Here is a 19,543-nt window from a genome sequence, read left to right on the forward strand (position 1 = left end):
CTATCCAATATCACTGAACGAATCGGAAATCGGCCCGGATACATCAAGCAGTCTGCCCGTATAATCGCTCAGCAGGATACCGTCCGGGTCCAGCTCTTGCCGAACCGCGCGGAATGCTTCCCACATGGGATACAGCTCCTTCAATTGAGCAGCTTCGAGATGATGCATTTTTCCCCAATGCGGCCTGCCGCCGTACCGCAGGAAGATGTGCTCCATCGCACTGAAGTAATCTTCATACGGCATGCCTTTGTACATATGGATCGCAATATAGGCGGAATCCCGGTCGTAGGCGGGGCTTAACCAAATATCATCGCCCTTGGCATAACGGCATTCTACGGGGAAATGCACATGGTACTTGTTTCGCGACATTTCTTCACGCATCTCTTCAATGACCGCGTTCATCGACTCCGCGGGAATGTTATACTCCATTTCGTTGAAACGAACGAGCCGCCGGGTCGCGAATAACCGGTGACTGTAATTCACTTTGCGACCCAGCGGAACCTGCGACGCCGAGAGACGGCTCACATGCGGGCTTGCTTTGGGCAGCTTGCGGCACAGCTCCGAGATCAGCCCAAAGAAGGTGTTCTCCACCAACACGTCGCTGATATAATCCTTGATCCGATGCTCCCTCACCTCTTGGTCCGTCTTGTTCATCAGCTTGATCTGGCACGGCTCTGCGTAAGGAAACCAATAAAACTCGAAGTGACGGTTCTCCTCCGCCAATCGCGCCTGCTGTTTCAAGCATTCGCCGAGCGGTATTCTCCGGCTTTCATATTCGATTTTGTAAGCCGGCTCAAGCCTCAACGTCACTTGCACGATAATGCCGAGCGTACCTAAGGATACCTGCAGCGCCTTGAACCAATCGGGGTGCGACTCCCCGCTGCACTCCAGCACCTCGCCCGTACCGGTGACCACCGTCATTCCGACAACCTGCGTGGATATATTCCCGAAGGCCCGGCCCGTACCATGCGTCCCTGTACTAATGGCGCCGGCAATGGACTGAACATCAATATCCCCCAGGTTCTCCTGTGCCAGCCCCTGCCGAAACAACAGCTCGCCCAACAGCTTCAGCTTCGTCCCTGCCCACACGGTGGCGGTTCGGGCTTCGGCGTCGACATGGACCAGGCCCTGCATCCTGTCCAAGGAGATCAGGCAGTCCTCGGATGCCGCAATGGGGGTAAAAGAGTGCCCTGAACCGACCACTCGCAGCCGCCTGCCCTCCTGCCGGCACATCCGGACCGCTTTTTCGACTTCCGCTATGGAGGCAGGATACAACACCGTTCTTGGATTGGCTCGTACCGATCCCGACCAATTCGACCACTGGACCTGCTTCATAGAAAACACTCCCCCATTCCGCGATAGGTTGCATATTCGCCTACGATACGGCCTTGCGAGACCGCATACAGCACCTTGAACCGTTCGCACAGCTCGCCGGCCTTCGCATGGCGGAAGAACACCGGGTCTCCCAGGCCAAGCTCCACATGGGCAGGCAGACGCAGCGGCGTCTGCACTTCCCCGGCCCCTTCAAGCGGGAACAGCTTCAATCCCGAAGGCAAGTAAGGCTTCGCCAGCTTATCCTTGTCTGCCGTACCCGATGCCGTGTAGCCTCCTCCCATGCAGGTCACGATCCCTGCCTTCGGGATGCGAACCACCTCTACGGCATAGGCTGCTGCCGGCTTATAACGGAACGAGGCATAATGATCGAACAGACCCGGCGCATAGAAGCCTGAGCCGGCCGTAATTTCGGTTACCCAAGCTTCCTCCCGGGAGCTGTCCAAACTTCCGGTTCCCCCTGCATTCACGAAGCGGAGCCGAAGGTCCATGGCGGCAAGCCGCTCCACGGCTTCTTTCCTCCGATTGGCCGCTTCAACGATGGAGCGGCTTTTCAGCCACCGGACCATGGTATTCTTCATATGCTTACCGTTTGCGTTATCCCCAACGCCTGCTACCTGCGCCTCGTACCCCATGATGCCGTCCAGGTGGAGCCATGGAGAGCGGATAATCTGCTCCACTATCGGGTACATGCCCTCCCACGAATGGACGGGCGATCGCCATACACCGAAGTGCAGACCTGGATATTGGACCGACATATCCACATCGATGCATAATGGAATCACGGTCCGCTGTTGTTTGGCGAACTGTTCGATGTGCTCGACATGCTCCACGCTGTCCACCATTAAGGTAATGCTGCGACCTTCGCCGACCAGATTCACGATGGAGCGAATGGCTTCCGGCTGCCACTGCGGATATCCCAGCAGCAGATCGTCAAAGCCCTGTTCCGCCAGAAATACGGCCTCCGCTGCCGTATAACACATGATTCCTTGAAAGATCGGGTTCGAACGAAGGAGACGGTTCAACACGTCCACGGAGCGGATGGACTTGCTGGCCAGCCGCACTTTCTTACCCCCAGCCGCTTGTGCAATCGCCTCGGCATTGTCGTCCAGCATGTCCAGATCCACCAAGGCGAACGGCTTCGGAATCTCCGAGAAAATCTCTTTATAATACTCGTATGTCGACACCCCTACATCAACACCTTCCCGTTTCCCTCACGCCTATGCCACATGATATTCTCGAAGGTAACGGATTATCCTTCTGCATACCACCATCCGTACAAATAAAAAAGAGCCCAGCCTACAGTTAACTTTTTTCGCGGATTCTTGTAACGAATCGGCCATGGCCCGGTCATATAGGCAAGGAGGTGAGCAGGTGACGGATTTGCACCAGATCTACCATCAACACTTTCAAGACGTGTATCGGTTTCTGCTGTCGCTCAGCAGAGACGAGCATGTTGCGGAAGAACTCACGCAGGAGACGTTTTTCAAAGCGCTGAAGCATATCGATTCGTTTCAAGGCACATGCAAGCTGAGCGTGTGGCTATGCCAAATCGCTAAACATACATACTTCTCCTATCTTGATAAACAAAAGCGGTATGAGCCGGCCCCGCAGATCGACCACGGCAGCGGTCAGGATATCGCATGGCAAACCGTGGAAAGGGCTGAGGCTTTTCGCATCCATCAAATCCTGCACCGGATGGACGAGCCGTATAAAGAGGTGTTTACGCTGCGAGTGTTCGGGGAATTGTCTTTTGGCGAAATCAGCCGGCTGTTTGGAAAAACCGAGAGCTGGGCAAGAGTCACCTTCTTTCGAGCCAAGCAAAAAATCCAAAGCCTGTACAAGGAGGGGAATCAATCGTGAGCCGAATATCGTGCGAGATTATTCAGGATTTGCTGCCTTTGTACCATGATGATGTGTGCAGCGCAGACACCAAAGCCTTGGTAGAAGAGCATCTGGCGGATTGCCCGGCTTGCCGGGAGGTGCTGAGCCATATGAGCTCCCCAATATCGCTGCCCACCCAAACGATGGAGCAAAACAAGGATGAAGGAGCCGGATTGAGGCAAGTTGCGGCCCAGTGGTCGCGCACCAAATGGATCTCGTTTACCAAAGGTCTATTGATCAGCTGCTTAGCAGTCGGTCTCTTGTTCCTGGCATATGCGGGCCTGTTCGAATGGAACATTACAAGCGTGCCGACCCGCGTGATGCAGGTATCCGATATCAGCCAGCTGAAGGATGGGCGCATTGCTTATCACGTGAAGATGACCGACGGCTATAATGTTAACCAAGCCAGCTACGATACGGATGAGGAAGGAAACTTCTATGTGACACCCAAGCGTCCCATCATCAAATCTAAAAAATTCGCTGATATGGGACTGTCCAATATGTACTATTCGAACGATATTGAAGAACGAAATGCCTACGAGAAGAGCTTTGGCGACGGCGTTCAGATCAAGGCCCTTTATTTGGGGACGCCGGATGACCGGGTTCTGATCTGGGAACAAGGCATGGAGCTGCCGCCGGCAAGCGAGTCCGTCGAGATGCAGTTCAGGAGCGACGAGTAAGTATATTTTTAGTCAAAAGACCATGGGATGCCCTAATGGCTTCCCATGGTCTTTTCTTGAACCTTAAACCGAGCCGGCCGGATGATTACGCAGAACCTTCCGCTCGATCCCGCCATAAATCAAGCCGATTACCCCAAACAGAATGACCGCGGTGCTGACATGTAGTTCATATTCCTGTATGAATCGATCATCATAGCTTTCGTAGAACAGCACTGTCCCGGCGGCAGCCCACATCACGGCATACAGCAGGGCGTACAGGATGAGTGAAGTTCTGCCCCATCGAATCATGCCCATGAGCCACGATAAAGGGAGCACGATTACCGGGTATAGAAGCGAGGATATGAGAATCGGTATGATCATCAGAACAAAACCCGCATTACGAAGGCCGAAATATTCCGTCGTCGTGATCTTGTATCCTTCGATATACTCCAAGCCTACGACAGCACCGGTAAACAGAAACATAAAGACGAACCACAACACAAAATATCTGGCCACCCGCAAGATGTACACCGCCCCGCCTGTTTATGTCATAGACGAACTCGTGCCGGAAAAAGTTACATGCGTCTTCATTTCATATCGTCAAAAAGTAATTCTGCTTACTCCGCAGGCTCGCCAGCCGCTTCCCAGCGGTCGATTTCCTTCCGGACCCGAGGGGCGACTTCGGTTCCCAGCAGTTCGATGGCTCTCATGACTTCGTCGTGAGGCATCGTTCCCACAGGCACATGCAGCATAAAGCGGGTGATGCCCACATGCTTGCGCAGGTGAATGATCTTCTCGGCGACCGTCTCAGGGTCCCCTACATACAGCGCACCTTCGAAGCTGCGGGCCGCATCGAATCTTGCCCGGTCATAGTACCCCCAGCCCCGCTCCCGTCCCAGCACGTTCATGCTGGCTTGGGTCGAAGGGAAGAACTTGTCCGCGGCCAGCTCGGTTTCTTCCGCAATGAATCCGTGGGAATGCGAGCCGATCGGCAGCTTCGACACATCATGCCCGGCATGAGCTGCCGCTTCTTTATACAGCTTGACCAGCGGCGCAAACTGCAGGGGACTGCCGCCGATAATCGCCAGCACCAGCGGGAGGCCGAGCAGGCCTGCCCGCACGACCGATTCCGAATTGCCTCCGCTTCCGATCCACACCGGCAGCGGGTTCTGAACCGGACGAGGATAGACGCCCAAGTTATGGATCGCCGGACGATGCTCGCCCTGCCAGGTGACTTTTTCCGACTCGCGGATTTTGAGCAGCAGCTCCAGCTTCTCCTCGAACAGCTCGTCATAATGACTCAGATCATAGCCGAATAACGGGAACGATTCGATGAACGAACCCCTGCCGGCCATAATCTCCGCGCGTCCGTTCGAAATCGCGTCCAAGGTAGCAAAATCCTGAAAGACCCGTACCGGGTCAGCGGAAGACAGCACCGTCACCGCGCTGGTCAGCCGGATCCACTTCGTCTGCGACGCAGCCGCGGCAAGAACGACCGCAGGCGAAGACGCCGCATAATCCTTGCGGTGATGCTCCCCTACGCCATACACATCCAATCCCACCTGATCGGCCAGGACTATTTCCTCAACCACCTCGCGCAGCCGCTGCGCATGGCTCATCACTTCGCCGGTCTTCACATCCGGCCACGTCTCCACGAACGAGCTAACCCCAATTTCCATTATGTTTTCCTCCTATTATCCTTTGCCGCGGTCAGAACCGCAGGCAAAGGTTATCGATGCTTCCCGCCTAGGGCAGTCCATATCGTTAATCATCTTGCAATTATCTTTATATTGAACTTTTGGTTCGGATTTTTCAAGTTACAAGTTAACTGATAACGTGAAATCGGTGGATCCGATGCATATGAAATCCAAAAATGGCCGGGATCCATACGGATTCCGGCCATGCATTTTACCTTTTAACGATGCATTTGAAATGGGCTTATTGTTTCGATGCCAGGTATTCCTCCAAGCGATCCCAGGTTTGGGTAATGCCTTCTTCCATTCCCATATCCAATACCGATTGGAGCGCTTCAGCGGATTCATATACACCTCGATTGACCAGCTTGGTCTTTCCATCCACTTCCTCAAACGTCATCGTCACCGTGGTTGCGGGCATGCCCTCCGCAATATTGCCTTCCGCATCCGAGAAATAGTCGATGTAGACGATTTTCTCCGGCTCCTCAATTTCCTGGTAGACCGATTTGCCCCAGGATTCCATGCCGTAGAAATCCCCTTGATTCTGATCCATGCACTTCATGCAGTAATGCCATTGGCCGCCAGGACGGAAATCCATGTCGGATACCGTAATGTCCCATCCGCGAGGCCCCCACCACTGCTTCAGATGCTCTCCATCGGTGAGCACCTTGAATACCAGCTCTCTTGGTGCATTAAATACGCGCTCCAGTACGATCACTTGACCTTCTACCCGTGTAATCATTTTGCTTGTCATTATATATTCCTCCTCGAATTAGATGGTGTTTACTCCTGTTTCTTCATATCCGATTGCAGCTTCTCCAAGTAATCATCCAAGTTGTCATACCGTTCGTTCCATATGCGGCGGTAATTATCGAGCCAACGGTCCAATTCCTGAAACGGCTCCGACCGCAGCATGTAATTCCGTCGGTTCGCATCCGCCCTTACCTCGACCAGTCCGGCATCCAGCAGTACCTTCAAATGCTTCGAGGCTTGAGGCTGCCGAATGTCGAGACGTTCGGCGATTTCCCCTACCGTAAGCGGCCCCTTCTGCAGGAGATTCACGATACGAAAACGGCTTGGTTCGGCTAGTGCGTTAAATGTTGTCAGTTCCATCTTGTCGTGATGACCGGTACAGACCCGCTGTTATGGCGTTTACGGCGATTGTCAACTCTCTCTGTTCCCGTCACCATCATCACCTCTTTTTTCGGCTTCTTTTTTTGCTGCCGTTTTTCTTGTTTTCAATATACCACAAAGGGAATATTCCTGTAAAGGAATATTTAGATGTTTTTTCAATTTATTTTTATTACAGCGCAAAAAAAGCAACAAACGCGGCTCCTTACCTGACCTCGCTTATTGCCCCTCTTCGCTTTACCGTTCGTATTCCTTATCGAAAGAACACCTTGTCCACATTGTATTTGGCCTTGAATTCATTAATGATATAGGTTTCATATATCTCTCTATGCACCGCGTCTTCAATGACGCAAACCTCGATGCTCGTCACTTCATTCCGATGCTCCTTGATCGGGGAGACGCTATCTTCAAAATGCTTCTTGATCCGCGGTCTCAGCTTTCTAGCTTTGCCAACGAACAGAAGCTCTCCCTCGCTGTTGTAGAACATGAAAATCCCGCCCCGGTCTCTCGGAATCAGGTGGAAATCCGTAAATCCGTAAATATGGCTCAGTTCCGGAGCATCCTGCTTGGTTATGGTGACGTCCGGCTTGGGGATGGTTATATCGATCATGGCTAACGTTCACTTCCTCTATTCAATGTATTGACCTAAATCGTATCACTGATCGGCTCATTTGCCCATGCGGGAAATTCAACAGACCCTTAACACCCTTCTCTGGGCATTTGCATAGGATGGGATTATGTATGACTAATTCACGATGGGGGTCTTTTCCATATGAGCATTCAATATCCCGGACACCAGGAGCAAACCTTATATCAAGCTGAACCCAGCATGAAGCACAACATCAAATCGGTTCGCGATCATATCCACCATCTATGCAAGCAGCATGCGAATCAGCTGGTTCGCGTCGAAACGCTTGACGGCGATGTCTTTGAAGGCACTATTATGCATTGCGAGAAAGGGATTCTGTATTTGAGCATGCCCGGATACGGAAACCAGCGCGGCTTCGGTCCCAGTTACTATAACAATGTAATCCTGCCACTTGTCCTCTTCGAATTGCTTGTCATCACCTTGCTTTACATCTAGAAGAAGAGCTTTACATTGTAGTTCGGCAAGTCTCCCGCGCACTTCCAAACCTAAAAACCCGATTAAGGAGTGAATCCTCATGGCATTTATGCCGCCGCAAGGACCCCAGGGACCGATGCAAGGGCCCTCATCCCCGCCTCCAACATCTGTCCCCCAACAGCCTATGGCCAGTACCTTCGCAGTTGATCCTGGAGCGATCAGGGGCTGTTTGTTCAGAAATACCTATATTTGGCCCACACGTGGACCCGGCTTCTGGTTTTACCCGACTTTTGTGGGCCGCACCTCGGTGGCTGGCTTCCGCTGGACGGGATGGATGTGGGTATATTCAGGGCTCGACTTAAGAAGTATCGAGTCGTTCACCTGTTTCTGATGTTCTTATATCAAAAGGAATGGGTCAATCCGCTCCCACAGGCACCTCTATAGCGCCTGCTTATGGGAAGAGCGCCTGCAATGGCGCTCTTAAGCTCTTACATGACGGACAAGCTCCTGTTCAGGGAAGAGTCTACCTTAACAGGATGCCCCTGTTTTACGAAAAATAAAGTTCTTGATTATCCTCCCGCTACGTTAAATAATATGTAACAGTCCCTCTATAAAACCGATAATGGAGATTGGGATTATATCTTTAACATACAGAGCAGAAAGGTTGACTTGAACACCATGGATATTTCGCAACATGCCACTGGGGAAAAAAGCGGCAAAGAACCCTTTCCCATCTCTATACTCTCTCTCACCGTGGGTGCATTTGCCATTGGCATGACGGAGTTTGTCATTATGGGGATCCTCCCCAATGTAGCCGATGATCTGAATGTCAGCATCGCGTCTGCCGGGCAGCTGATTACGATGTATGCCCTCGGGGTAGCCGTAGGAGCCCCTATTCTGACCGTCCTTACTAACCAAATTCCGCAGAAAAAGCTGTTACTGCTGCTCATGGGCCTGTTCATCCTGGGCAACGGCATCTCGGTCTTCGCTCCGAACTATGCCGTTCTGATGAGCGCCCGGATGCTGACCGCGCTGACCCACGGGACCTTCTTCGGCGTGGGCGCTGTCATCGCATCCAATCTGGTGCGGCCGGACAAGCGTGCCGGAGCGGTGTCCATCATGATGGCGGGATTAACGATAGCCAATATCATCGGGGTTCCGATCGGTACCTTCATCGGCCAAACGATGGGCTGGCGCGCTTCATTCGGCGCGATTGCCGTCATGGGCGTGTTGGCATTGATCGGCATCCTGATCTTCATACCGAAGATACGGCAGGAGCAAGCGACAAGCATCGTTCAGCAGATCACGGCCATCATTAGACCCCAGCTTCTTCTCTTCCTGCTGATCGGCGCGCTTGGCAATGCCGGCCTGTTCGCCGTCTTCACTTATATCGCGCCCCTGCTGATTGAGATCACGGGCTTTGCGGAACCCAGCGTCACCTGGATTCTGATCCTGTTCGGTATCGGCGTGACCGTAGGCAACATCGTAGGCGGCAGGCTGGCGGACTGGAAACTGCTGCCCTCCATCCTGGGCGTTTACTTTGCGACGGCCGTCATTCTGACCATCCTCACGGTGACCATCCATCACCCGGTCACGGCTGTGCTGACCATCGTGCTGTGGGGGGCCGCCTCTTTCGCCGTTATGCCGGGAATGCAGGTGCGCGTGATGAGTCTGGCCCAATCCGCTCCTGCACTGGCCTCCACAGCAACCCATTCCGCGGGCAACCTCGGAAATGCGGCGGGCGCTTTTATCGGGGGATTGGTCATTACGCATCTAAGCTTAACGGCCCTGCCTTGGGTGGGCGCCGGATTGGTAGCGCTCGCCTTCATTCTGGGAGCAGCCTGCTATATGTATGAGCGCAAGGCCGTGACGGCTAATGCTTAAAGGGCTCCAACAGGCATGAAAAGCCGATCCCTTAACCGGGACGAGCATAAGAAAGGCGTAACCGGACATGTAGCACCCGGTTACGCCTTTTGCATCTATATATTCGTTGATCCATCGGCGATTACAGCGCCTTGATCTCCAACAATTCGTATTTCACGATGCCCATGGGCGCTTCCACATGGACCTGGTCGCCTACCGCTTTGCCCATCAGCGCTTTGCCGAGCGGGCTTTCATAGGAAACTTTGTTATTGGATACGTCGGCTTCTGCGGGGCCTACCACCTGATATTCAAGCTTCTCGCCAAATTCGATGTCGTTCAGAACGACGTTCGAACCGACGTTGACCGTGGTCGAGCTTACATCCTTAGCGTCGACGATCCGGGCGCTGTTAAGCGTTTTTTCCAGGATGATGATGCGCGTTTCCATAAATGCCTGGTCGTTCTTGGCTGAGTGGTACTCGCTGTTCTCCTTCAAGTCACCATAGCTGATCGCGAGCTTGATCCGTTCCGCTAATTCTTTGCGTTTTACATACTTGAGATCGTCAAGTTCCTCCTGGAGTTTGTCATAGCCCTCCTGGGTCAAGATCAATTCTTCTGCCATGCTCATCACATCCAATTTGTAGATTCTTACTTCTAGTGTACTCTTTATTTCGAAAATTAGCGAAAATTTTCTGAAATATTATGGATGGAATATTTGGAATTTAGTTCCTTATGATGGTTTCCAACGATAAGCGCCAACAAAGCGCACAACATCCAGAAGCATGAGAAACTCCCCGCTATGCATAAAGCCCCTGATATCTCCGCGAAGAGGATCAGGGGCTCATCATTATATTTCCAATGATTATGCATTCGCTTCGAGCTCGGCCTTCAAGGCCTCATACTGCTCCATTACCTCACCCATGATGGGATGCTCTCCGGCAATGCCGGTATATTGGGAAGCCGTGTCGCTTACGCCGATATCCCGAACGGAGGCTTGGAGCTCCACGCTTTCCGGATCTTCCGGAACATCGAACAGCAGGGCTGCCGCCATGGACTTCGCCAGGCTCTTATACGCCAGTCCGCTCTCGAAAGCCAGCATGGCCGGCGAGACCAGGCGGTCGCCCGGGGACAGCTTCCGGATCGGGGAGCGGCCAACGCGCGACACCTCGTCGGTCAGCGCGGGATTGCGGAACCGCTCCAGGATGGTGTCAATATATGCTTGGTGCTCGGAAGGACCGAAGCCGTGCTTGTGTATGAGCGCAGCTCCCGTTTCCTCGAGCACCGCGCGGACATGGCCTGCCACCGCCTCGTCCTTCATGGCGTCCTGGATCGTTTCATAGCCTTTCAGAAAGCCTACATACGCAGCCGAGCAGTGTCCGGTATTCACCGTGAACAGCTTGCGTTCAATGTACGGCTCCAGGCGGTCCACGTAGTGAATGCCTTCAACGGGGATATAATCCTCAAACATCTGCGAGCGATCGACAGCCCACTCATAGAACGGCTCCACCACGACCTTCAGACGGTCCTCATGCTGCTGCAGCGGCACGATCCGGTCTACGGCTGCATCCGGGAAAGCCACGAGCCGATCAGCCTTACGCTTCGTCTCGTCATCAAGCTTCCCATAGACATGCTCTTTCAGCTGCGAGCTGCCGCCGATGGCGTTCTCGCATGCAATAATATGAAGCGGCGATGCCGAGTTCGTTTGCAGCCGAAGCTTCAGCCCCTCGGCAATGGTGCCGGCGATAAATTTCAAGATGTTGACGCCGACCGCCGTCGTGACGAGATCCGCTTCCGCTACCGCGCGCGCGGCAGCTTCCGGTTCCGAGGCGCTATTGAGAGCGGTGATGCCTTTGACCACCGTGGTCTCCTGCCCTTCGCTGGCCAGGGTTACGGGATATTCCCCGCGCGCCTTCAGCTCTGAAACCAGCTCTTCGTTTACGTCGACAAAACAAACCTCATAACCGGCCTGTGACAACAAGAGCCCTATAAAACCGCGTCCGATGTTGCCCGCGCCGAAATGGACTGCCTTCATGCGCCCATTCCTCCCTCGAAGATGGCCAGAATCTCCTCTTCGCTGGAAGCGTTCATGACCTTCTCGATGCTCTCGTCATCCGTGAAAATCATGGCCACATTCGTCAGAATCTCCATATGGTCGCCGCCGGCAGCCGCGATGCCAATGACGATGAACGCCGGCTCGTCTCCGCCGAAATCCACGCCTTCCGGAAAGCGGACGATCGACAATCCCGTGGAGATGACCATGCCTTTCGCTTCTTTGGTGCCATGGGGAATTGCAAGTCCTCCGCCCATATAAGTGGACGCAATTTCTTCGCGTTCCAGCATTTTATCCACGTAATCGGCCGATACATGGCCTGCCTGTACCAGAAGGTTCCCCGCCATGCGAATGGCTTCACTCTTGCTGTCAGCCTTTGCGTTCAGTACGACTTTATCTTTGGACAGTATGTTATTCATGTTAGTCTCCCTCTTTCTATGGTCTGTGATTGAAAAAATGCTGAAGCTCTTCCGCCAAATAGGATCGAATCTCTTCCTCGCCGCCCCGCTCCATCAGCTCGATCAGCTCGGAGCGAAGCAGCATGGCGCTGATTTCGCTGAGCACCTCCAGGCTTTCCTTCGGAAGCTGCTTCGGTGCCAGCATCAGCAGAATGACGCCCGCCTGGGCCCCATCCTCAAGCGGCGCTCGATGCGCCAGCCTGAACAGGGACAGCGAAGGCCAGGTGATATAGCGGCTTCGCGTATGGAATAAAGCCAGCGTCGTGTCGGGAATAAGCTGGGTACCCATCCTTTCGCGTTCAAGCAGGCGCTCCTTCACCATCTCCGCATCACGGAGAGCCCCTTGCTCATATACCTTGGCCAAGGCATCGTTCAAAGTTCCCTGCAAATCATTCTGAAGATTATCCAGATGGTAGACATGGAAGCCGTCCAGAAGCGATACGATTTCGTTCATCAGGGCGGCCTGCATGCGGAGCCGCTCGAAAGATGCAGCTTTACGATCTTCCTCGATTCGGCTGACGGCAGCCCTGCTGCTGGCCGGCTCGAAGGATGTGCTCTGGATGAATCGAAGCAGCGCCTCTTTATCATCCGCCGTCAGCAGCGGGCTTAGTCTTACATATCGATCCTTCGGCAGCGGCAGATCAATGGTCGATATGATGAGATCGTATTGCTCCTTCGGGATCCGAGCCGCTTCATACCACGATACGTTGCCGAGCACCTCGATCTGCGGCATCTCCTTATTCAGCCTTGTCCCGAGAAGCCTGGAGGAGCTGAGACCGCTGGAGCATACCAGGATGGCCTTCAGATGGTGTTCCGGCTGGTTCAGCCGTTCGCTCGATGCTCCAAAATGCATAACCAGAAACCCGATTTCTTCATCCGGGATGCTTAAATCCAGCTTCAGCTCGTCGACCGAGCGCCGGACGATCCCGAACAATTCCTCATAATCCTTCCGAATCGGACTGAGCAGCGGATTTCGGATCCGGGTCCCTTCCCGAATCCGATTCAGTGCAGCCCCGATGTGCTCCACCAGACCTGCCCGCAGCGTGCGGTCCTCCTGGAACGGAATGCCGGTGCGCCCCTGAACCCGTTCAATCAGGCGATGGGCGATCTCCACCATTTCCACGTCCGCATGAACCAGCTCGCTGACCTCGGACATGTTCTTTGCCGCCTCAAACAATTGGGCGATATAGATCAATTCTGATTCGCGGAAATTCATTTCCAGTTTCTCGCCGAGGCGACCAACAAAATCCCGCGCCTCCTCGACGGAAACAGAGGAAGGAGGGTAGCTCGCAATATCGGCAGCTTCCATGTCCCGTCCCCGCTTGATCCTGTTTACGGAAACCGATAACGCGATCAGCGTGGAAGTGTAGGCACTTTCGCTAAGATCCTCCGTCCAATCCCAATTCATATCCCACAAGGTTTTCTCTACATCCAGCAGAGCCGGTTTATCAATCATGGACAGCAGCCGGGCCGTCACCGGCTCCCGCGTGTCGCTGTATCCGTCACCGACAAGATCGGAATAATCCAGATATTCCTCGGCGAGCCTGCCAATCGCCCTTCGCCTTACCCCTTCCGCGCCGTCGATCTCGATGCCGTAGCCCCGGCGCCGTATGAGCTTCAGGTTAAACCGCTTCATCCACGGTTCCAGCTCATCCAGATCATTGCTCACCGTCGGGACGGTTACCTTCAAACTATGGGCCAAAGCAAACAATTTGACGGGCTCATCCGCCTCAAGCAAAGCGCACAGCATGAGGATTTTGCGTTCTTCCACGGAATAATCGGCCGGCTTCCCCGCAAGCAGGGATCGTCGCAGCAGGGACATCCCTTCGGGCTTCTCTTCTTCCAGCCGGATGCCCGTTCCCGACTTTTTGAGAAGCACAACGCCCGTACCTTGCAGGTCTTTCTCGATCTCCTCCATTTCCCGGTGAACCGTCCTGACGCTGACCCCAACGTCAGCGGCTATTTCTGCAGCCGTCATGCCATCGGTCCTGCTCATGAGGAGCAGAAGGATTTGTCGCTGGCGGGCAGTAATGTGTCCCAGATCCATGGCTCCCTTCTTCATGAAATGGAGACAACGCCGGCGTGATTACGCCAGCGTGTCATATGGTTCAAGCTTATGTTAGTCTTTGAGTCGTTCCACCAGCTCGTCATATCTCGGACTCTTCAGGAAGTTGTCGATCGAGATATGCTCGGCATTCGGATTCTTGGCGATGGCCCGCTCGGTGAGAGTCTTCTGGGTAATGACGATATCCGCATCATCCGGTATTTCGCTTACCGCCGAATTCACAACGGTAATGTTGACGCCTGCCTGCTGAAGTTTCTTACGCAATACCGAGGCGCCCATCGCGCTGGAGCCCATGCCGGCATCGCAAGCGAACACGATTTTGTTCACGTTGTCTTTGTCCAGATTGGCCACAGCCGCAGAAGCTGGGGCAACTTGGTCGTTCATGCCGCCGGTTTTCATTTCTTTCATCTTGGCGGATGCTTCTTCCAAATTCGGCTCTTCCTCTGTTTGTTTACCCGTTTTGAGCAGCAGTGCCGCAATCACGAAGGAAACGACCGTTGCAGCAAGGACACCGGCCAGCACCGGAACCAGGCCGCCCTTAGGCGCCATGGCGAAATAAGCAAGGATACTGCCTGGCGACGCAGGTCCCACGAGTCCCGCTCCAAGAATCTGGAAGGTGAAGGTTCCGGCCACGCCGCCCGCAATAGCGGCCAGGATGAGGACCGGCTTCATCAAAATATACGGGAAGTAGATCTCATGGATACCGCCCAGGAAGTGAATCACAACCGCCCCCGGAGCAGAGGATCTGGCAGAACCGCGTCCAAAGAACCAAAAGGCGAGAAGAATGCCCAGCCCGGGTCCCGGATTGGATTCCAGCATATACAGGACGGATTGACCGATCCGAGCCGATTCCTCTGTAGCGAGAGGACTGAAAATCCCGTGGTTAATCGCATTGTTGAGGAATAATACCTTCGCCGGTTCAATGATAATGTTGACCAGCGGCAGAAGGTTGGCATCGACCAGTACGTCAACGCCGGCTGAAAGAACTTTGGTAATGCCCTGCACAAGGGGACCAATTCCGGTGTAGGCCAGCAGCGTCAGCGCACCGCCGATAATACCCAGCGAGAAGTTGTTCACCAGCATCTCGAAGCCGGATTTGATTTTACCGTCGATCAGCTTGTCGAACTGCTTTAATACCCAAGCAGCCAGAGGGCCGACAATCATGGCGCCAAGGAACATCGGAATACTTGCTCCGACGATAACGCCGACCGTGGCAACCGCACCGATAACCGCACCGCGTTTGCCGTGGATCATCTGTCCGCCCGTATAACCGATCAAGAGCGGAAGCAGATACTTGATCATCGGGTCAACCAGAGCTCCCAACTTCTCGTTCGGGAACCAGCCGGTCGGGATGAACAGAGCCGTAATCAGGCCCCAAGCAATAAACGCACCGATATTCGGCATCACCATGCCGCTAAGGAGCCGGCCGAGCTGCTGAACCCTTACGCGAATGCCTTTGGAAGCGTTTGTATTTGTCTCGTTGGACATCGTACTGACCTCCTAGTCATATTTGAAAATAAAGCTGAATGTTGTAGTGTTGCTTTCATCTGACACCTCTATGTTAAGTCAGCCCGGCAAAAGGCTCAACGAAAGGAAAAGCGGGTTTCGTCAAGAATATTGTTGACAAATTTTAAATGGATCATGTCATCATTATGAAAATGCAGTCCTGACGCGGTTTCATTCGTAGAACAAGCCCGCCCCTTGATCCTGTATATTCCAAGCTGCAAGCCGAAGCGGCTCAAATTCACGGATTGCGTACACCCTCGTCATAAGTTCACAACATGCCTTCGGTAAACTAAAACCATCTCGGCTAACATCGGGAATCTAAATTCAAGGTTACGGAGGTAAATTGCGAGATGAACATACAAAGAAGAAATAACAACGGCTTGCCGATGCTCTCAATCATACTGCTGGCATTGCTCGGCGTTCCCCGCGTCATTGCCCACGATTTGCAATGGGTCGATCCCCACGGGATCATCAATCGGCTGCTTGTCTTCATTCCCCCGATCGTCTGGATACTCTATGTACTCGGCAAGCGGCATCACGTTCAATATCCTTTTCTGCCCTTAATGGCCATCGGAGCCGTCTATGGGCTCTTTCTTGGCATTACGCATCAGCTGTTATGGAATATGGCCTTCGAAACGCCGCCGGCTCTAGGGGGCAATCTGGCCGACCTCCCTGCAGCAGCCAACAGCTTTTTGACCAGAACCTTCGCCTTCATCAGCAGCATCGTGACCGGTACGGTCGTCGGCAGCATCTGCGGCATTGCTGCCACGTTGCTTCATACGCTGGTGAAGGGGAAATTAAGAGGCTAGCATCCAAACCTATCATCTGCAGCTGCATAGAATAGATAGGAGATGATGCAGCGACAGCACGGTCATTTCCCACGTTTTTCATGAATGAAGGGGAGGTGTACGCCTTGAGAACACCGTCATCGGGTCGAATTGAAAATCAGGTATACTCGAGCCGCGTCTTGAGATCAGAGTTTAACGGCAACTGGAGAACCGTGCTTTCGAAAAGCGGTTATGTCGTTTATATCGCTACTTCGAAACATGCCAAAGTCGAGGTGATGCTGGCAGGCGGACTGACCAAGCTGCTGGTGTTTAGAAGAGGAGGAAAAGTTCTGGTCGGCGGGGGCGGAACAAGCCATTACAGCAAGCCTCACCGAGCGATCACGATAAATTAAGCCCATGCTTTACTCGACTCTTTGGAGATGGAAGAATCCTCAGTCCATTACAAAAAAAGAAACGTCAAGAATCTCTCGGCGTTTCTTTTTCTATGTAATGCTCTTTCTATACAAAATGAGACAGCACGAACACGGCCGGCGAGTTCCAATAAATAGCCACCTCATTGGTGGAATAGCTCTCCATCACATCGGCAAAAGAGGCTGCGGGCGCCCTGCCGGCCAAGTGCTCACGCGCATAATCGTCGTGAAGCCCCTTGTTCGGACCGCCGGAGACGAGGCCCGGAACCGGCTCCTCCACGCCGTCGCCTTCGGAAGGACGGTGATGGGGATGCCGGATCGGCCTCGCCCCATATCCGGTAACATAACTTGTCCCCATCACGTTCGCCCCGAATACATAGTGCACATGCTCGTGCACATGCCGCTCAAAGTCCTCGGACCCCGACAGTCTTCCCGCCACCAACAGAAGCATCGCGTGGTTCATGACCAGCATATTGCTGCCCCAGATATATTGATCCGGCAGAAGCGAGAGGCCATAGCCGTCCCGATCGCTGACAGCAGCAAGCTCATCCGCACGCCGTAACAGGCCCGCCATCAATTCTTGCGCCAGCTCGGGCTCTTCTTCCCGCTCCGACATCAGATAGGCAAACGTCCCGTAACCGCCCATGTCCGCCCATCCCAGCTCGTACTTTCCGAAAGAGTCCTGCTTGGCTAAAGCTTGGAAAGCCTCATGATATGGCGTCTCCCCCGTTGTACGGTATAGCTCTGCGGCTGCCCAGTACCGTTCGTCCGCATCCTGGCCATCGCCATACTCGCCTGTAGCGATATCAGCCGGATTGCGGAAGCCCGGCTCGTCGGGATGCTCCTCCAGCCATGCCCAAGCCCGCACCGCTGCCTTCAGGCAGCTCGCGGCGAAGGCTTCATCATAGGGAGAATAGATCCGTGCCGACATGGCCATGATACCGGCAAAACATCCGGTTGCCGTTGCGGAGATCGGCGACAAGTACAGCGGGGCCGTATCGTCCTCCGGCATGACGTCTCCCGCCGGAAACCGCAGCGTCGTGAGCTTATGGAACACGCCCCCCGATTCCTCATCCTGCATGCGCTGCAGCCAGTCCAGCTCATACCTGCATTCATGCAGCACATCCGGCATGCGGCCGTCGCTTTCAGGCAGCGGCAGCGGCTGGGCAAACGCTTCGGGGTACAGCTCGAAGGCCAGCAGCAAGTCGGCGGCGGCTTTGGCGCCAGGCACGACGTACTTGCCATAATCCCCAGCATCATGCCATCCTCCGCAAGCATCCACCCGCCGCGATTCATGTCCATGAACGATGGCCTGCGTGAGATGGCAGGCTTCATGCTTCCAAGGCCCCGCATGCGGCTCATCCAAAGCCGTCCCGCACCGGAAGTAATAAAACGCTTTCAACATTGCTCGGTGGGCATCCTCATATACATCGTCGGCAATGGCAAATGGTACCGACGACTGCCCATCCTCCGTCTCGATTCGATAGGTACCGGGTGCTTCCCATGCCGTAAAATCCCCTCTGCTTACCGTCTGTCCGCTGGACGCATCCTCTATGGCGGGCGCCGTCTGCCCCTGCCATACGACCTCGCCATTTCGCGCATTGACGATGCGAAACCGTCCGCCCTGACCGGCAATGACGGCAATCTTGGCGTCCCGGCCCCGATAACCTAACTGGTTAACGGCAATGCCGTTTTGCTGCACGTGCTCCATGTTCATCTGCTCTGCACATCCCTTTCGATTGTCGTTTCATTCGAAACTTCCATGCTATATCAGTTCGCTGGGGCCTGCCATTTCCCTCTCACCGCCATCGAATTTGTCCTGTTCATGCAAGCAAGCCCTTCCTGCATGGAGGAAGGGCCTGCCGTTTGTATGGTTCCTTAGATTTCATTGCGTTTTCGTTTTTGCGATCGTCATTCAGCCGTCGACTGCAAAATATAGCCTTTTCCCCGGATGCTCTCAATGGCCAAAATATCCCTCGTCTTCTTGCGGACCCGGTAGATCAGCGCATTCAGCTCCTCCGAGCTCACATCGGGCACTTCGTCCGTCCCGTAGCTTCGCTCGGGCCAAACGTATGCCTTGAGCTGCTCCTTGGACACGAACTGTCCTTGGTGATTGACGAGCAGCTCCATGCACTTGTACTCTTTTTCCGAAAAAACGTACACGTCCTCGCCGTATACCAGCTCCTGCTTGAAAGGATTCAGCTTAAGCCCGCCGGAGCCCTCAACCGCCGCCAGCTGCTTGATCAGCGGGGTAATGTCCATCGTCTCATCCATGCTGAGGATGGAGAAGGACAGCACGATCAGATCTCCCGCAAGCACGATGGTATCTCCATGCTGAAGGGGTATTTCATCATGGGGAGCCAGCCGTGCCTGATTAACGAAGGTGCCATGCTTGCTGTTCAGATCCTTGATGCTGAACTTCCCGTTTCGATGCAGCAGCGCCGCATGCCGCCGGGACACAAAAATATTGTCAAACGCGATATCCGGATCAAAATGCTGGCCCTTGCGGCCAAGCACCGTGATCGGTTTGGTCAAAGCTATAACGTCCCCGCGTTCGTAGGGATTTCCCCGCTCCACCATCAAAAAGGAGGATTTGTCCATCATGCTCCCTCCTGTTCCCATATACTCGCTCATTCGTATTTG

General features: G+C 54.0%; 21 protein-coding genes. 6 read left to right on the forward strand and 15 right to left on the reverse strand.

The genetic code is table 11. The features are described 5' to 3' along the window. A complete protein-coding gene (locus tag RB297_RS23640; protein ID WP_192570245.1) occupies window positions 1-1,335 on the reverse strand; it encodes a D-arabinono-1,4-lactone oxidase in 1,335 nt (444 codons plus the stop codon). Then, window positions 1,332-2,519: an amino acid deaminase/aldolase gene (locus tag RB297_RS23645; RefSeq protein WP_375121600.1), complete on the reverse strand. Its 1,188-nt coding sequence runs from the start codon at window positions 2,517-2,519 to the stop codon at window positions 1,332-1,334. Before RB297_RS23645 ends, RB297_RS23640 begins: the two co-directional genes overlap by 4 nt. Before the next feature lie 187 nt (window positions 2,520-2,706). On the opposite strand from RB297_RS23645, the gene RB297_RS23650 reads away from it, so the two are divergent. Together RB297_RS23650 and RB297_RS23655 are read left to right on the forward strand one after the other, a co-directional pair. Beyond that, window positions 2,707-3,195, forward strand: coding sequence for an RNA polymerase sigma factor (locus tag RB297_RS23650; RefSeq protein WP_096775667.1), 489 nt, complete (start codon window positions 2,707-2,709; stop codon window positions 3,193-3,195). Further along, window positions 3,192-3,896: a zf-HC2 domain-containing protein gene (locus tag RB297_RS23655; RefSeq protein ID WP_375121601.1), complete on the forward strand. Its 705-nt coding sequence runs from the start codon at window positions 3,192-3,194 to the stop codon at window positions 3,894-3,896. The genes RB297_RS23650 and RB297_RS23655 overlap by 4 nt, the downstream gene beginning before the upstream one ends. Before the next feature lie 63 nt (window positions 3,897-3,959). Here RB297_RS23655 and RB297_RS23660 read toward each other — a convergent pair whose 3' ends face one another. The 6 genes from RB297_RS23660 to RB297_RS23685 all read right to left on the reverse strand — a co-directional run bounded on the left by RB297_RS23660 (window position 3,960) and on the right by RB297_RS23685 (window position 7,310). Next, a complete protein-coding gene (locus tag RB297_RS23660) occupies window positions 3,960-4,391 on the reverse strand; it encodes a hypothetical protein (protein ID WP_249732906.1) in 432 nt (143 codons plus the stop codon). Window positions 4,392-4,492: 101 nt separating this feature from the next. Further along, entirely contained in the window at window positions 4,493-5,554 is a 1,062-nt protein-coding gene (locus tag RB297_RS23665) for an LLM class flavin-dependent oxidoreductase (protein ID WP_015737991.1), read from the reverse strand. Between the two features lie 259 nt (window positions 5,555-5,813). Further along, window positions 5,814-6,323, reverse strand: coding sequence for an SRPBCC domain-containing protein (locus RB297_RS23670; RefSeq protein WP_096775664.1), 510 nt, complete (start codon window positions 6,321-6,323; stop codon window positions 5,814-5,816). Between the two features lie 29 nt (window positions 6,324-6,352). After that, entirely contained in the window at window positions 6,353-6,682 is a 330-nt protein-coding gene (locus tag RB297_RS23675) for an ArsR/SmtB family transcription factor (protein ID WP_015737993.1), read from the reverse strand. 51 nt (window positions 6,683-6,733) lie between these two features. Beyond that, complete coding sequence (locus RB297_RS23680) at window positions 6,734-6,892, reverse strand: hypothetical protein (RefSeq protein ID WP_176502497.1); 159 nt, start codon at window positions 6,890-6,892, stop codon at window positions 6,734-6,736. 61 nt (window positions 6,893-6,953) lie between these two features. Continuing rightward, a complete protein-coding gene (locus tag RB297_RS23685) occupies window positions 6,954-7,310 on the reverse strand; it encodes a nucleotide excision repair endonuclease (RefSeq protein ID WP_277747352.1) in 357 nt (118 codons plus the stop codon). A gap of 162 nt (window positions 7,311-7,472) precedes the next feature. Between RB297_RS23685 and RB297_RS23690 the strand changes: the two genes are divergently transcribed. Both RB297_RS23690 and RB297_RS23695 read left to right on the forward strand, forming a co-directional pair. Then, a complete protein-coding gene (locus RB297_RS23690) occupies window positions 7,473-7,784 on the forward strand; it encodes a hypothetical protein (protein ID WP_096775663.1) in 312 nt (103 codons plus the stop codon). Window positions 7,785-8,441: 657 nt separating this feature from the next. After that, window positions 8,442-9,647: an MFS transporter gene (locus RB297_RS23695; protein ID WP_375121602.1), complete on the forward strand. Its 1,206-nt coding sequence runs from the start codon at window positions 8,442-8,444 to the stop codon at window positions 9,645-9,647. A gap of 121 nt (window positions 9,648-9,768) precedes the next feature. On the opposite strand, the gene greA is transcribed toward RB297_RS23695, so the two are convergent. The 5 genes from greA to RB297_RS23720 form a co-directional block, all read right to left on the reverse strand. After that, window positions 9,769-10,245, reverse strand: coding sequence for a transcription elongation factor GreA (gene greA, locus RB297_RS23700; protein ID WP_015737997.1), 477 nt, complete (start codon window positions 10,243-10,245; stop codon window positions 9,769-9,771). 240 nt (window positions 10,246-10,485) lie between these two features. Then, window positions 10,486-11,655 carry a mannitol-1-phosphate 5-dehydrogenase gene (locus tag RB297_RS23705; protein ID WP_375121603.1) on the reverse strand — a complete coding sequence of 390 codons (1,170 nt, stop codon included), beginning with the start codon at window positions 11,653-11,655 and terminating at the stop codon, window positions 10,486-10,488. Further along, entirely contained in the window at window positions 11,652-12,092 is a 441-nt protein-coding gene (locus tag RB297_RS23710) for a PTS mannitol transporter subunit IIA (RefSeq protein ID WP_009591149.1), read from the reverse strand. Before RB297_RS23710 ends, RB297_RS23705 begins: the two co-directional genes overlap by 4 nt. A gap of 16 nt (window positions 12,093-12,108) precedes the next feature. Beyond that, the gene (locus RB297_RS23715; protein ID WP_375121604.1) at window positions 12,109-14,178 is read right to left on the reverse strand and encodes a BglG family transcription antiterminator; all 2,070 of its coding nucleotides are present in this window, start codon (window positions 14,176-14,178) and stop codon (window positions 12,109-12,111) included. A 72-nt stretch (window positions 14,179-14,250) separates the two neighbouring features. Next, window positions 14,251-15,684: a PTS mannitol transporter subunit IIBC gene (locus RB297_RS23720; protein WP_015738000.1), complete on the reverse strand. Its 1,434-nt coding sequence runs from the start codon at window positions 15,682-15,684 to the stop codon at window positions 14,251-14,253. A gap of 368 nt (window positions 15,685-16,052) precedes the next feature. On the opposite strand from RB297_RS23720, the gene RB297_RS23725 reads away from it, so the two are divergent. After that, window positions 16,053-16,511, forward strand: coding sequence for a hypothetical protein (locus RB297_RS23725; RefSeq protein ID WP_192570236.1), 459 nt, complete (start codon window positions 16,053-16,055; stop codon window positions 16,509-16,511). A gap of 80 nt (window positions 16,512-16,591) precedes the next feature. After that, on the forward strand, window positions 16,592-16,882 hold the full coding sequence (locus tag RB297_RS23730; protein WP_375121605.1) for a hypothetical protein: 291 nt from the start codon (window positions 16,592-16,594) through the stop codon (window positions 16,880-16,882). A gap of 106 nt (window positions 16,883-16,988) precedes the next feature. Here RB297_RS23730 and RB297_RS23735 read toward each other — a convergent pair whose 3' ends face one another. Beyond that, window positions 16,989-18,617: a glycoside hydrolase family 9 protein gene (locus RB297_RS23735; RefSeq protein ID WP_375121606.1), complete on the reverse strand. Its 1,629-nt coding sequence runs from the start codon at window positions 18,615-18,617 to the stop codon at window positions 16,989-16,991. A gap of 194 nt (window positions 18,618-18,811) precedes the next feature. Beyond that, complete coding sequence (locus RB297_RS23740; RefSeq protein WP_141397989.1) at window positions 18,812-19,504, reverse strand: FHA domain-containing protein; 693 nt, start codon at window positions 19,502-19,504, stop codon at window positions 18,812-18,814. Window positions 19,505-19,543 lie beyond the last annotated feature (39 nt).

The organism is Paenibacillus sp. CR_12, assembly GCF_041953985.1.
Lineage (GTDB): Bacteria > Bacillota > Bacilli > Paenibacillales > Paenibacillaceae > Paenibacillus_AQ > Paenibacillus_AQ lautus_A.